The organism is Sphingomonas floccifaciens (assembly GCF_042681125.1).
Lineage (GTDB): Bacteria > Pseudomonadota > Alphaproteobacteria > Sphingomonadales > Sphingomonadaceae > Sphingomonas > Sphingomonas floccifaciens.
Map to the genome: position 1 here is coordinate 1 of NZ_JBHUFC010000026.1, position 10955 is coordinate 10955.

Consider the following 10955-nt stretch of genomic DNA (forward strand, 5'->3'; position numbering starts at 1 on the left):
CCTGCTCTACATGGCGCTCGGCAGCTTCGTGTCGGCGGCGATCGTGTTCTCGGCGGTGCCGATGGCGCTCGCAGGGGGCGTGTTTGCGCTGCTGCTGCGCGGTATCCCCTTCTCGATCACCGCAGCGGTCGGGTTCATAGCCCTATCGGGCGTTGCCGTCCTCAACGGCCTCGTGATGATGAGTGCGATCGGAAAGTATCGCGAAGACGGTGCGGCCGACGACGATGCGATCGTGGGCGGCGCAATGGAGCGCGTCCGTCCGGTGCTGATGACCGCGCTGGTCGCGTCTCTTGGCTTCGTGCCGATGGCGCTTGCGACCGGCACAGGAGCAGAAGTGCAACGCCCACTCGCAACGGTCGTCATCGGGGGGCTTATAACATCGACAATCCTGACCCTTCTTGTCCTGCCAGCCATCACAGCGTTGTCCATGCGATTGAGAGGCTCAAAGGCACAAGGTTCGACTGTCGGCACCACAAAGGCCCAGATTTGAGTCTACATGCGCACGTTCTGGTATCGTTGACCGGCATCAAGTTCAGTGTCGGTTCAAGTAGAAGCCCTAATATCAAATACGCCGTCGTTCGATCCTATCGTCCGATGGTAGGAGAGTAGACATGCGTAAGACATTTTGGATTGCAGCGGGGCTGCTGGCTTCGTTGGTCCCTGGTACTGCGATGGCGCAGCATCATGGTGGCCGTCATTCCACAGGTCATGGTAGCTACGGCGGACATGGACGTGTGGTCGTGTCAAATCACGGCTATGGCTATGCGCAGCCCTATTATGGTGGCGGCTATTATGCCGACTCTCCGCGATACCAGTCTCGCCACTACGTGCGCGATCGGCACTATGATCGTCATTCCCGTCCGAGGCATTACCGCCGCCATCATTGACGGCGGTAAGGCTTCGGGCCGCTACTTGCGGGTTTCGCGCCGGGCAAGCCACGCCCGCATCTCGGCGATCTCGCGCCGCTGCGTCGCCACTACTTCGGCTGCAAGCCGGCGAACAGCGGGATCGCGCCCGTACCTCAATTCTATCTCGGCCATCGCGATCGCGCCTTCATGATGGGGGATCATCGCGCGCATGAAGTCGGCGTCGGCATCACCAGTGAAGGCCACGTCCATAGCGCCATGCATCTTGGCGTTCGCGGCCCGGTAGGCTCTGGTTGCGGGCGTGTCGGCCCGCTTTCCCGCATCAGCTCCCCGGGTCACGCTCGTACCGTGTTGAGCGTGCTGTGCGCTCGCAGCAGGTGGCGTCAGTCCAGCGGCCGTTGCGACCATCAGCGCGAGCGTGCCGTTAATTCCGATCATCACGTTCCTTCTCCAGTGTAGCATCATGTCCGCGCTGGCGTCCGGCTCTGGCCGGAGGTTGCCGGCGCGCAGCCGCATCGAGCTCGGCCACGGCCTGGGCCGCGGCCTCGCAGTCGCTGCCGGTTTCCTGGCCCCGCTCGCAGCGGGTGACAACCAGCCTCGCCTCTTCCGCGTGGAAACGGAAATAGCCAGCATCCCGTGGTTTAATCAGTCCGCATCCAGTCAGAGCGATGGTCGCGACAGCGGCAATGAGCGCGCGTTCCTTGAGGTTTGTCATTCTGTTCACCCGCTCGTTGTTCATGGAAATCACAAAGCGATGCCAAAGCGCCGGAGTGCGAGAACCATCGCGATATAGAGCAGGACGGTCAGGCAGCATCCGGCGGCCAAGGCTGGCCAAAAGCCAATTCCGTGACGCAAAAGGACTGGTATCAGTAGGAATAGCGGCAGCGAGGGGAGTACGAACCAGAAGGTCGCCTGCGCATGGGCCGCCATGTTCATCGCATCAGGCCGGTCGTGCCACAGCCATATCATGCCAAGGACCGAGACGACCGGTAGCGACGCAATCAGCGCTCCGAACCCGGGATAGCGCTTCGCCACTTCCGACGCTGCCGCGATTAGTATGCCCGAGACGATGGCCTTGACTGCAAGATAGTACATAGGATGCTTCGCTTACCTTGTGGCGGTGGATCTTGATGATGCGGCCCAGCGCCACTTCCCCCCGTTGCGACGCCATGCGCGAAACCCGATGCGGTAAAGCCTCCCGATCCACTTGATGAGAATGAACGTGGTTCCTCGCGGGACCAGGCCAAGGGCACTGGCGTAGCGCGTGACGAAGACCAGCATCGAAGCTGCCGTAAGCCAAAGTCCGGCGGGAAAAACGGGAGACGAGCCATTGACATTCATCAATGGCGATCCCCGGATCGCCCGAAGGTCGCGACCCGCCAGAGATACCAAATGACGGCCAGCAAGAGCACGGCGTTGCTGACCGGTTCGATGACGCTCGCCACCTGATTATAGCGTTCGCCCAGCTCGTAGCCGGCTAGCACGAGGATCACGGTCCATATTGCCGAGCCGGCAAGCGTGGAAAGCAGGAACGGACCGAGGGGCATTCCGCTGACCCCTGCTGGCACCGAAATCAACGTCCGGACTCCCGGGACCATTCGTCCGAACAGAACCGCCCAACGGCCATAGCGGTCGAACCAGCGATCGACATGATCGATCTCGTCCGCCGTCAACGTCAGCCATCGACCGTGGCGAGAAGCAAAGCGCTTCAACCGATCGATGCCGATCCAGCGCCCGACATAGTACCATAGGATCGCTCCTGCGGCCGATCCGAGGGTGCCAGCGATAACGACCACCCACAGCGAGCCGCGCCCCTGCGCGGCCGTGTAGCCCGCAAGGGGCAGGATCACTTCCGATGGAATCGGCGGAAAGACGTTCTCGGCCAGCATCAGCAGGAAGACGCCAAAGCCGCCGAGTGCCGATAGGATCGATGTTATGATGTCGAACACAAGACAGCCTCGTCAGATGATCCAATAGAAGATGGCGCAGAACACGAGGATGAGGGCGAGGACCGATCCTACGATCGCGTTTTCCAGTCGCGGGCACTCGACGTTCCTGATCCGCGCGGCGACCTGCCAAGCGGGGCGGATCGGACACCGCCACGACCCAGCGACAATTCGATCCAATTCCGCGTCCGACAGCCCGAAGAATGCTTTGGCTTCACGGCGCGATCGACCCGCCAGCCCCATCACACGCAGCACCACATCGTCCCATGCGACATCGATCGCGCTCGGCCGATCGATCATCGGGCCGCGCGCGTCACCGCCTGCCCAAGAGGGAGGCAGCAGGCCGATGATCTGGTGAGGATTGCGCTCCAACAGCGTCGCCCAGCGCAGCAAGCGGTGTTGGCGGTCCCGCGCCGGGATAGTCCGCGCCGGCGCCCAACGTCGGGTGAGGGCTTGCACTGGATGTGTCCATCGGCTCGCCTGAGAGGTCGTCATGGACTTGCCGGAGTACAGGCGTCGCCATTGGTAGCGCGCTTGAGCGGACGAGAACAGCGCAGGGTCAGGAAGGTGGTGCAGCTCAGGATGAAGGCGATATCGTATAGGCCGTAGCCGACGGCCGCCCCGAGCGCGCCAGTCGCCCACAGGCTGGCCGCTGTTGCCGTACCCGAGGCTTTGCTACCCTTCTTCAGGATCGCGCCGCCCCCAATGAAACCGACGCCTGTAATCAGACCTTCGAGCAACCTGGCCTGCGCCGGGGACGTGCGGCCGAGGATCGCGATGCCTACCAGCACGAAGCCGCAACTGGCGATGGCAACCAACGGGAATGTGCGGATGCCTGCGCTACGGGCGTCCTTCTCGCGATCCCAGCCAACCGGAAGGGCAAGCGCGTAGGCGACGGCGAGACTGATGATATGGGTGGTTATCTCCCACCATGAGCTTTGAAACATGCCGGCCTGCCTGTTCTACGCGATCGCTCCAAATCGGAGGTTAAAAACGAATGTTGGGCCGAGCGCCTTGAAGGCGCTCGTGATTAAGGCGAGGATCGTGAACATCTGCGAACCTACCGGTGCAGACATGCGATGATGGCGGCCACGACGGCGGCGGTTTCCGCAACGTCGCGCACCCTGACCGTGTCGAGGCCGATCTCGACGGCGGGATAGTCATTTCCACCGGGGAAGATCGCATCGCCGATGAACAACATGCCGTCGAGCGGCACGCCGCTTTCGGCGCTCAGGCGCTTCAGGCCGTAGCCTTTGTCGACCCCTGCCCTCGTCACGTCGATCGATGTCGTACCGCCAAGATTGATCGAGAGGCCCGGCAGCACTGCGCGCAAGGTCGCCTGCAATGCAGTGCGTTTTTTCCGATCCCGGTCCCATCCCTCCTTTTCCTTCAGCGGCGCCGCCTGCCCCAGCCCCGAAAAGGTAATCTGGCTGCCGCGATCCTCGATCCGCTCGCCCCATATGCGTTCATCGGCGAGGCCGGCATCGGCCAGCGCCCGGTCGAAGGCCGCGCGGATCTTCGCCTTCTCCGCATCGTCGAACAGCTCGGCATAGACCACGCACCAAGCCCCATCGATGAAGCGATAGAGCTTGGTGCCGGTGGTCGGCATCAACCAGAGGCGGTCGAGCGCTGCGTCCGCAGGCAAGCGCGACGCGACCTGCTTTTCGAATTGTGGCCAGTCCCCGCCCGAGATCACCGCCACATCGGTAACGGCGAGCAACCGGGCGATGATCGCGGCCATATCCTCCGATAACGGGCGTTTGCTCTCCGCGAGCGTGCCGTCGAGGTCGAAAGCGACCAGCCACTTCATGCCGCGTTCCCCGCCGGGTCGCGGTAGGCGAGCAGCCGGAGCGCGTTGATGACGACGAGCAGTGTCGATCCCTCATGGACCGCCACCGCTGGCCCGATGCCGAGGCCGAGGATGGTGGCAGGCACGAGGAAGGCGACGACGCCCAGGCTGACGAACACGTTCTGACGGATGATGCCGCGCGTATGACGGCTCAGGCCGACCGCGAACGGCAAGTGCGCCAGGTCGTCGGCCATCAGCGCTACGTCGGCCGTCTCGAGCGCTACGTCCGACCCCGCCGCGCCCATTGCGATGCCGACCGTGGCGCTCGCCATCGCGGGCGCGTCGTTCACGCCGTCGCCGACCATCGCGACCTTGTCCTCGCCGGCAAGCTTCTTGATTGCGGCCACCTTGTCTTCGGGCATGAGGTCGCCCCACGCCTCATCGATTCCGACATCGTTGGCGATCGCTTCGGCGACCTTCTGGTGATCGCCGGAGATCATTATCATCCGCGACACACCCATCTCGTGCAGCCGGCGCAGCGCGGTCTTGGCCGCTTCGCGGGGCGTGTCCATCAGGCCGATCGCGCCTAGGTCGCGGTCTCCCTTGCGGACGACCATCGTCGTGCGGCCGTTCTCGCGCAGCTTCGCGATCGCGTCCTGCGCCCCCTGCCCCAGCGCCGGTATGCCCTCGCCCCCAAACATCTCGGCCTTGCCGATCCACACCGTCTCGCCATCCACGCTCGCGGTGACGCCACGACCGGTCAGGCTCTTGAGGTCGCCAGCGGTGGGCAACGGGCGCCCATTCAGGCGTTCGCGGCCGTCGTTGACGATCGCTTGGGCCAGCGGGTGATCGCTCAGCGCCTCGACAGCGACGGCCAGCGACAGCAGCTCGCCTTCGTCGGTGCCGTCGACGGGCACGACATCGGTGATGCGCGGGCGCCCTTCGGTCAGCGTGCCGGTCTTGTCGAAGGCGATCGCCTTGAGCGATCCGAGGTTTTCGAGCGGCGCACCGCCCTTCACCAGCACACCGCCACGTGCCGCGCGCGCGACGCCGGACAGGACCGCGCTCGGCGTCGCGATCGCGAGCGCGCAAGGGCTCGCTGCGACCAGTACCGCCATCGCGCGATAGAAGCTGTCGCGGAACGGCTCGTCGATGACCACCCAGGCGAACAGCAGCAGCACCGACAGGATCAGGACGGCGGGCACGAAGATGCGCTCGAACCGATCGGTGAAGCGCTGCGTCGGCGACTTCTGCGTCTCCGCCTCGCTCACCATCTTCACCACCTTGGCGAGCGCGGACTCGTTGGATCGGCGCGTCACCTCGATCTCGATCGCGCCGCCGCCATTGATCGTGCCGGCAAAGACGCGGCTCTCCGCCTCGACCGCATCGGGCTTGGCGCGGGCGGCTGCCGCGTCCGCGACCGGCACCTTGTCGACCGGGATGCTCTCGCCGGTCACCGGGGCTTGGTTGATCGCGCTCGTGCCCGTGATGACGAAACCATCGGCGGGAAGGCGTTCGTTTGGTCGGACGATAGCAATATCCCCGACAACCATCTCCTCGACCGGGATTTCGCTGGTCTGCCCGTCACGTCGCACGGTCGCGGTTTCGGGCGCGAGCTTCGCCAGCGCCTCGATCGCCTTCTTGGCGCGTCCCATCGCGTAATGCTCAAGCGCATGGCCAAGGCTGAACAGGAACAGCAGCAGCGCGCCTTCGGCCCATGCGCCCAGCGCAGCGGCGCCGGCGGCAGCAACCAACATCAGCGTGTCGATCTCGAACTTCTTCAGCCGAAGATTGTCGATTGCCTCGCGCAGCGTGAAGAACCCGCCGAAGAAATAGGCTGCGATGTAGCAGGCGGTCGGCAGCCAGTCCGGTGCACCGGTGGCCAGCTTCTCGATCGCGTAGCCAATTCCCAGCAGCGCGCCGCAAGCGAGCGCAAAGATCAACTCGGTGTTGGGACCAAGAAAATCGGCATGGCTATGGTCGTGACCGTCGCCAGGACCGTGTTTCTCCTCGCCCGCCCCGTGCCCACCGGGACCATGGTCATGGCCGGCATGGTCGTCGGCGGCGACCCGCTTGCCCACCCGGACCTTCAACTTGCGAAGCGCCGAACGCACCTCCTCTTCGGTGGTCTCGCGGCGGTCATATTCAACCCGGACAGACCCACTGGTACTGGCACTCGCCTGCACCACGCCCGGCAGCGCGCATAGCGCGTCACTGACGGTGCGCGCCCGACGCTCGTGGCTGATCCCCGTCACCTGCCAGATCGCATGGCCGTAGCGTTCGGTGATTTCGGCGCCCGCGGCGCGCACCATCTCGCGCAAGCGCGGCAGCGGCAGCTTGGCAGCGTCGAAATGGATGCACAGGGCCGCCGGCGTGTCGCCGTCGAGGCAGATCACATGCGCCCGCTCGACGCCTTCGCGCTTTGACAGGGTTGATACGAGACGGTCCAGGCAAGCGTCGGCCGCGTCAGGAAGGTCCGGCAACAATACTGGAATATCGAGTTCGAGCTTGTCGTTCATGACGACCTCCTTTCGCTTTTCTTGGTTTCGGCGCGCGCGTCGCGCAGGATTTCGACACCGCCCTTGATGGCGATGATGGCGGTAGCGAAGCCGACCAGAAGGTCCGGCCAGTTGGTGCCCAGCCACAGCACCAGCACGCCCGCGATCAGGATGCCGCCATTGGAAATGAAGTCATTGAAGCTGAAGGTGGTGGCGGCCCGTAGGTTAACGTCCGGATCCTTGAGCCGCTGGAGCAGCCGCAGGCAGAGGTAGTTTACGACGCCGGCGATCGCCGACATGACCATCATGGTCGGTCCGATCGGCTCGCTCCCCTGCACATAGCGTCGCCCGACATCGATCAGGATGCCGCCCGCAAAGATCAGCAGCATTACCCCCGATGCGATCGCGGCGCGCGTCTTCCACGTCTTACCGTGGGTCAGCGCGACGAGGCTGAGAGCGTAAACGGCGGTGTCGGACAGATTGTCGACGCCGTTGGCGATGAGCGCACTTGAATCGGCGAACGCGCCGGATACGAAAAAGCCCGCTGCGATTGCTGCGTTCAGCAGCAGCACGATCCAGAGCGTGCGACGCTCCTGCGTGCCCGCGTTGTCGTTGCTCGCATTCATCCCATGATCTCCTCGAGCGTCAGGAGGGCGAGGAACCCTACGAAGAACATCGAGCTGATGAGCGGGGTGTCAGGCTTCTCGTGCGCCTCAACCAGCAGCTCTTCCGTGACGAGGTAGAGCAGCGCCATCAGCCCAAAGCTCAGGAAGCCAGCGACCATTACCGGCGAGAGCGTGGCGACAGGAACGGCAGCGAGCGCGCCGATCGGCAGCAGCAGCGCCAAGGCCGAGACGATCACGATGATGCGCAGGCGCGAGCGATAGGTTTCCGCCAGCTCGTTGGTCAGTGTCAGACCCAGGAAGAGCACTTCGAGTGTCAGCGCGATCGTCAGCAGAAATCCCGCCTTCTCGCCCGCGACGAACGCAAGGCCGAGCACCAGGCCATCGACCAGGATGTCGATGCCGATCGCGGCGAGCAGCGCCATCGGCCCCTTGAAGCGGGCCTCGAAAGCCTTGAGACCCAGCATCGTTACGACGCCCGCCGCCCCGCCGATCAACGTCGCGCTGGGCGAAGCCTCATGCTTGACCTGCGGCAGGATTTCAGTCGCTGCCGCCGCGAACACGACGCCGGCAGCAAGATGCTGTAGCCCCGCCACGAGGCCAGGATTTAACTTTGTGCGGCTCGCGATGATCGCGCCGAGCACGACCGCCAACACAGGCGCAAGCGTGTAGAGCAATGCCTGCATATCCTATGATTCCTCCGGTGTTCGATGACAGACGCGGATCTTCCCGCGCTGCGTGAAGGCGATCGACCCGCCCGCCACGACTGCCCGCGACTGGTCGCCGCGAAATTCTTCGCCGGTCCGTTGCGCGTGCAGGATCTCGGTTCTGCCCTTGGGCAGCCAGGTGACACCCATCTTCAGGCCGTCGTCGATGAAGTCGACATCGGCGCGCGATCCATCGTCGCAATACATGATGCGCTGCGCGATCAATCGAGGCGTCAGATGCTTTTCATGCGCCGGCTCGGCCGGTTGGCTTGGAGCGGGGTTGCACGCCCCTACGACCATACCCGCGAACAGAACGGCGCCGATGCGCGCGGCTGTCAGGCCAGGCAGGTGCCGCAAGGCGCGCACCGCCCTCACCACAGCACGCCGTGATCGGGCGTCAGCGGCTCAGGGGCCGGTAGTCCCGCCGTCTGAAGAAGGTCGATCTCGATCGTGCGGCACATGGCCGTGAGCGGGACATCGTGGACGCTATTGACGAACGGATCGGTCAGATCCTCGCCGATGCTCAGCACCGCGAGGAAGACGAGTCCGATCAGCGTCGATCCGATCGGCGTGGCAAGGCCCAGGGATTCGACCAGCGCGATCGGAAGCAGCACGCAGAACACGCGCGTGAAGAGGTTCGGGAAAAACCGAAAGCCATTGGGCAGCGGCGTGTTCTTGATCCGCTCCATGCCACCCTGCGCATTGGCGATGTCGATCAGGACGCGCTCTACAGTTGCCTGCTGGATCTCGGTGATCCGACCTTCCGCGAGCGCGTCGGCGTAATTGCCCGATATGTCCTCCAAGAGCGCGTTGGCAGGGTTCAGGCGAGCGACCGCCATATCGGCGACGTCCGTTCCGGCGATCCGGGCAATGTCTTCATAGGGCGACTGTCGGCGAAGCTGGCAGCGCATCGAGTGCGCGAAGGCGATCTGCCGCAGGATGATGTTGTGCCGCGTCTCACTGCCCTCGGGTTCCCCCTTGGTCAGGCTGCGTGTGATCCTGGCCAGGCTGCGCGACGCATTGATGAGCGCGCCCCAAAGGGTTCGCGCTTCCCACCAGCGCGCATAAGCTGCGTTGGTCCGAAACCCCATGAAGAGCGCGATGGCAGTGCCGAACAGCGCCGTCGGCAAAGGCGGTTCCTTGATCGGGGTCATCATGTGGAATGCCGTCACCGCCACGTCCCACACGAACAGGATCGTGAGAGGCTTCCAAACCTCGATAATGATCTGCCTAAAACGTGGCCTCGCGCCGACTATCATATCAATTACGCCCTAAATCTCTTAGCAATCGTCATCCGATCGGCATGTTCATGATGTCCCGATAAGCGGACAGCAGCTTGTTCCGGACTTGCAGGGTCGCCTCGAAAGTAATGGATGCGCGGCTCTGGATGAGCGCGACGGTTGCAATGTCGGTGGTTTCGCCACGCTCATATGCTTCGGTGACGACATCCTCCTGCTCCTGGGTCTCGTTGACCTTCGCGACCACGGCATTGAGGGTGTCGGCAAAGTTCGACGCCGGAGCGGTCGGCGTCACGCCGGGCGGTGCCGTCGGCTGCGCCGCACGCAAAGCGCGGCTTCGCGCGATCACTTCGGCCCGAATGGCCATCACATTCGAGATCGACGTGTCAGACATCGTTTCTCTCCCGTTCCAGTGCGACGTGTCGGAAGACAGGACGGTTCATCGGGTGCCCTCCCGTTCGCAGATTCGGGTGCGGCCCTCGCCATCCACGACGGTGAGCTGCGACCCCTTGAAGGTCGCGGTGGCTGTCTCGCCGACATATTGGAGGCCCTGCGCTGGCGCGGTCAGCGTCATGGGCACGGCGCTGCTGGAGCGCCGCAAATCGATCTGCAGGCCGTTGTCCTTGTAGTCGACGAACAGCGGTTCCCCGTCGGAACAGCGATAGGGATGGCGCCCCATTTCCCCGGTCGCCACGGCGCTGTCGGACGAATGGATTTGCTGCTCCGTTGGCGGGGCTGGCGGCTTGCTTTCCGTGCAAGCCGCCAGGCCGACAACGAGGATGAGGGCGGGCAGTACCCGCTTCAACGGCATCATCGCGCCTTCCTCCTGTAGCGGGAGGGGACGCGCTGACGATTGATCCCACGGGCAGGCTGACCCACCCGCCAGCGCAGATAGGTTGCGAGGCGATCATCAGCCTCGATCATCAGGGACCGCAGACGACGCAACATCATCGCCGCGAACGGCAGAGACAGCGCCCCGCCCAGCGTGCAGCTATGTGTTAGCCTAGTGCCACCATCGTCCCCTGCCAGCTCGTACCGTTCTTCGAGCGTGAACAGATAAGGGATGCCGCAGGACCAAGCGAAGGCGCGCGGCTTATCGAATTGATCGACCCGGGCCGGCGTCCGAATTGGCCGGGTGATGCCCTGGATCGCGAAGGTACATTCCGTTTCGCCAAGCTGGCACGGGTTGTCGAGGAATACGAGCGGACTCCAAGCCCGACGATGATCCGGATCGGTGAGTGCCGACCAGATGCGCAGTGGCCCGCCGTGAAGCATCGAGCTGGTTATG

At 63.9% G+C, this 10955-nt stretch carries 17 protein-coding genes; 2 read left to right on the plus strand and 15 right to left on the minus strand.

Annotated features, from left to right (window positions below):
* Positions 1 to 490, plus strand: a 490-nt coding sequence (locus tag ACFSC3_RS20375) for an efflux RND transporter permease subunit (protein WP_380942244.1), incomplete at its 5' end; no start/stop codon positions are given.
* 121 nt (positions 491 to 611) lie between these two features.
* A complete protein-coding gene (locus ACFSC3_RS20380; RefSeq protein WP_143058621.1) occupies positions 612 to 887 on the plus strand; it encodes a hypothetical protein in 276 nt (91 codons plus the stop codon).
* 21 nt (positions 888 to 908) lie between these two features.
* On the opposite strand, the gene copM is transcribed toward ACFSC3_RS20380, so the two are convergent.
* The 15 genes from copM to ACFSC3_RS20455 all read right to left on the minus strand — a co-directional run bounded on the left by copM (position 909) and on the right by ACFSC3_RS20455 (position 10954).
* The gene (gene copM, locus ACFSC3_RS20385; RefSeq protein WP_050794225.1) at positions 909 to 1304 is read right to left on the minus strand and encodes a CopM family metallochaperone; all 396 of its coding nucleotides are present in this window, start codon (positions 1302 to 1304) and stop codon (positions 909 to 911) included.
* Complete coding sequence (locus ACFSC3_RS20390; protein WP_206379108.1) at positions 1291 to 1605, minus strand: hypothetical protein; 315 nt, start codon at positions 1603 to 1605, stop codon at positions 1291 to 1293. The genes copM and ACFSC3_RS20390 overlap by 14 nt, the downstream gene beginning before the upstream one ends.
* 5 nt (positions 1606 to 1610) lie before the next feature.
* Positions 1611 to 1961, minus strand: coding sequence for a DUF3147 family protein (locus ACFSC3_RS20395; RefSeq protein ID WP_018251229.1), 351 nt, complete (start codon positions 1959 to 1961; stop codon positions 1611 to 1613).
* 245 nt (positions 1962 to 2206) lie between these two features.
* Positions 2207 to 2815, minus strand: a complete 609-nt coding sequence (locus ACFSC3_RS20400; RefSeq protein WP_007406854.1) for a DedA family protein — start codon at positions 2813 to 2815, stop codon at positions 2207 to 2209.
* A gap of 12 nt (positions 2816 to 2827) precedes the next feature.
* Positions 2828 to 3205: a hypothetical protein gene (locus ACFSC3_RS20405; protein WP_007406863.1), complete on the minus strand. Its 378-nt coding sequence runs from the start codon at positions 3203 to 3205 to the stop codon at positions 2828 to 2830.
* 98 nt (positions 3206 to 3303) lie between these two features.
* Positions 3304 to 3759 (minus strand): MgtC/SapB family protein, encoded by a 456-nt coding sequence (locus ACFSC3_RS20410; RefSeq protein WP_018251228.1) that lies wholly within the window; start codon positions 3757 to 3759, stop codon positions 3304 to 3306.
* 113 nt (positions 3760 to 3872) lie between these two features.
* On the minus strand, positions 3873 to 4622 hold the full coding sequence (locus ACFSC3_RS20415) for an HAD-IIB family hydrolase (RefSeq protein ID WP_007406852.1): 750 nt from the start codon (positions 4620 to 4622) through the stop codon (positions 3873 to 3875).
* Positions 4619 to 7120 (minus strand): heavy metal translocating P-type ATPase, encoded by a 2502-nt coding sequence (locus ACFSC3_RS20420; RefSeq protein WP_007406838.1) that lies wholly within the window; start codon positions 7118 to 7120, stop codon positions 4619 to 4621. The genes ACFSC3_RS20415 and ACFSC3_RS20420 overlap by 4 nt, the downstream gene beginning before the upstream one ends.
* Positions 7117 to 7725 (minus strand): cation efflux transmembrane domain-containing protein, encoded by a 609-nt coding sequence (locus ACFSC3_RS20425; protein WP_007406859.1) that lies wholly within the window; start codon positions 7723 to 7725, stop codon positions 7117 to 7119. Before ACFSC3_RS20425 ends, ACFSC3_RS20420 begins: the two co-directional genes overlap by 4 nt.
* Entirely contained in the window at positions 7722 to 8408 is a 687-nt protein-coding gene (locus ACFSC3_RS20430) for a ZIP family metal transporter (protein WP_018251225.1), read from the minus strand. The genes ACFSC3_RS20425 and ACFSC3_RS20430 overlap by 4 nt, the downstream gene beginning before the upstream one ends.
* Positions 8409 to 8411: 3 nt before the next feature.
* Positions 8412 to 8795, minus strand: coding sequence for a hypothetical protein (locus ACFSC3_RS20435; RefSeq protein ID WP_018251224.1), 384 nt, complete (start codon positions 8793 to 8795; stop codon positions 8412 to 8414).
* Positions 8796 to 8800: 5 nt separating this feature from the next.
* Positions 8801 to 9688, minus strand: coding sequence for a bestrophin family protein (locus tag ACFSC3_RS20440; protein ID WP_380942248.1), 888 nt, complete (start codon positions 9686 to 9688; stop codon positions 8801 to 8803).
* A 31-nt stretch (positions 9689 to 9719) separates the two neighbouring features.
* On the minus strand, positions 9720 to 10061 hold the full coding sequence (fliE, locus tag ACFSC3_RS20445) for a flagellar hook-basal body complex protein FliE (protein ID WP_026189139.1): 342 nt from the start codon (positions 10059 to 10061) through the stop codon (positions 9720 to 9722).
* A 45-nt stretch (positions 10062 to 10106) separates the two neighbouring features.
* Positions 10107 to 10481, minus strand: coding sequence for a hypothetical protein (locus ACFSC3_RS20450; RefSeq protein ID WP_026189138.1), 375 nt, complete (start codon positions 10479 to 10481; stop codon positions 10107 to 10109).
* Positions 10478 to 10954, minus strand: coding sequence for an SRPBCC family protein (locus tag ACFSC3_RS20455; RefSeq protein ID WP_380942251.1), 477 nt, complete (start codon positions 10952 to 10954; stop codon positions 10478 to 10480). The genes ACFSC3_RS20450 and ACFSC3_RS20455 overlap by 4 nt, the downstream gene beginning before the upstream one ends.
* Position 10955 lies beyond the last annotated feature (1 nt).

Excerpts from the sequence above, each read along its gene's own strand:
- ACFSC3_RS20415 (WP_007406852.1), bottom strand. The coding sequence starts at position 4,622 with ATGAAGTGGCTGGTCGCTTTCGACCTCGACGGCACGCTCGCGGAGAGC.
- ACFSC3_RS20440 (WP_380942248.1), bottom strand. The coding sequence starts at position 9,688 with ATGATAGTCGGCGCGAGGCCACGTTTTAGGCAGATCATTATCGAGGTT.
- ACFSC3_RS20410 (WP_018251228.1), bottom strand. The coding sequence starts at position 3,759 with ATGTTTCAAAGCTCATGGTGGGAGATAACCACCCATATCATCAGTCTC.
- fliE (WP_026189139.1), bottom strand. The coding sequence starts at position 10,061 with ATGTCTGACACGTCGATCTCGAATGTGATGGCCATTCGGGCCGAAGTG.
- ACFSC3_RS20450 (WP_026189138.1), bottom strand. The coding sequence starts at position 10,481 with ATGATGCCGTTGAAGCGGGTACTGCCCGCCCTCATCCTCGTTGTCGGC.
- ACFSC3_RS20425 (WP_007406859.1), bottom strand. The coding sequence starts at position 7,725 with ATGAATGCGAGCAACGACAACGCGGGCACGCAGGAGCGTCGCACGCTC.
- ACFSC3_RS20380 (WP_143058621.1), top strand. The coding sequence starts at position 612 with ATGCGTAAGACATTTTGGATTGCAGCGGGGCTGCTGGCTTCGTTGGTC.
- ACFSC3_RS20420 (WP_007406838.1), bottom strand. The coding sequence starts at position 7,120 with ATGAACGACAAGCTCGAACTCGATATTCCAGTATTGTTGCCGGACCTT.
- ACFSC3_RS20430 (WP_018251225.1), bottom strand. The coding sequence starts at position 8,408 with ATGCAGGCATTGCTCTACACGCTTGCGCCTGTGTTGGCGGTCGTGCTC.
- copM (WP_050794225.1), bottom strand. The coding sequence starts at position 1,304 with ATGATCGGAATTAACGGCACGCTCGCGCTGATGGTCGCAACGGCCGCT.
- ACFSC3_RS20395 (WP_018251229.1), bottom strand. The coding sequence starts at position 1,961 with ATGTACTATCTTGCAGTCAAGGCCATCGTCTCGGGCATACTAATCGCG.
- ACFSC3_RS20390 (WP_206379108.1), bottom strand. The coding sequence starts at position 1,605 with ATGAACAACGAGCGGGTGAACAGAATGACAAACCTCAAGGAACGCGCG.